General features: G+C 63.0%; 1 protein-coding gene. It reads right to left on the bottom strand.

The window, feature by feature from the left end; all coding sequences use genetic code 11:
- Positions 1-74: 74 nt before the first annotated feature.
- The gene (locus CH268_RS01800) at positions 75-1334 is read right to left on the bottom strand and encodes an IS256 family transposase (RefSeq protein ID WP_068052702.1); all 1260 of its coding nucleotides are present in this window, start codon (positions 1332-1334) and stop codon (positions 75-77) included.
- Positions 1335-1474 lie beyond the last annotated feature (140 nt).

Here is a 1474-nt window from a genome sequence, read left to right on the forward strand (position 1 = left end):
GATAGTGCCCCATGGGGTGGTGTAATTCGGATCGGTGAACCATCCGGTTCATGATCAACGAGTTGTGTTGTATGTTAGGCGCTTTCGAGCTGAGGTGTCAACGACTCAGCGGTCGTGTCGGTTGATACTGCAGCGCGTTCCTTCCTGGCGATGACGACCCTCAGCTCGTCCATCGACACGTCGGAGACGTAGCGGCGGGTCACTTGCCACTCGTCGTGCGCTTCGATCACCACCGCGGTCGCCAGGCGCAGGAACGCCGCCGGGTTGGGGAAGATCTCCACGACATCGGCGCGGCGTTTGATCTCCTTGTTGAGTCGTTCGATCGGATTGTTCGACCAGATTTTCTGCCAATGCGACTTCGGGAACGCACGGAACGCGAGCACATCTTCCTTCGCACCGTCCATCATCGCCGACACCTTCGGAAACGACCCGGCGAGCGTCTGCGCGACCTGATCCCACTGCGCTGCAACAGCATCCGGCTCGGTGTGCGCGAAGATCGTCTTGATCGCCGCCATCACCGGAGGCACCTGCTTCGACGACACCGCGGAAGTGACGTTCCGCATGAAATGCACCCGGCAACGCTGCCACGACGCCCCGGTGAACTGCTGCGCCACAGCAGCTTTCAAACCGGCATGCGCATCGGAGATCACCAGATGCACCCCCGACAGCCCCCGCGCCTTGAGCCCGATCAGGAACTCCCGCCAGAAATCGAACGACTCACTGTCCCCGACCGCGGTGCCCAACACTTCACGGGTGCCGTCGATCGACACCCCGGTCGCGACGACGAGCGCATGCGAGACCACATGCGCCCCGATCCGCACCTTGCAATACGTCGCGTCGAGGAAGACGTACGGAAACGTGGTGTGGGTCAACGTTCGCTCACGAAACCGCGCGATCTCCGTATCGAGCCCTTGGCAAATTCTCGACACAGTCGACTTCGAGACGCCCGAGTCAACACCCAACGCTGCGACGAGGTCGTCGACGTTGCGGGTCGACACTCCGTGCACGTAGGCCTCCATGATCACCGCGTACAACGCCTGATCGATGCGTCGGCGACGCTCGAGCAGGCTGGGGAAGAACGACCCTGTGCGCAGCTTCGGGATCTGGATCTCGACGTCTCCGCTGGTCGTCGACACCGTCTTCGAGCGGGTGCCGTTCCGGTAGTTCGTGCGCTCGGCCGTCCGCTCGTAGCGGCCGGCACCGAGGACCTCGGTCGCTTCGGCGTCGATCAGCGCCTGCAGGCCGGCGCGGATCAGCTCGGCGAACACCGACGCCGGGTCTGCACCCTTGAGTGCATCGAGCTGGGTGATCAGGGCAGAATGGTCGTGGGTCATCGCGTGGTCCTTTGGTCGAGTCACTGTGAGAGGTAACTCGTTCATCACTACGCGATGGCCCACCCACAACACGGGTACGACACGCCCGAGCTGCGGCTACGCCGCCTCACCGAATGTCCACCACCCCACGGGACTTACCC

Origin of the sequence: Rhodococcus sp. 06-1460-1B, from assembly GCF_002258475.1 — a bacterium.
Classification (GTDB): domain Bacteria; phylum Actinomycetota; class Actinomycetes; order Mycobacteriales; family Mycobacteriaceae; genus Rhodococcoides; species Rhodococcoides fascians.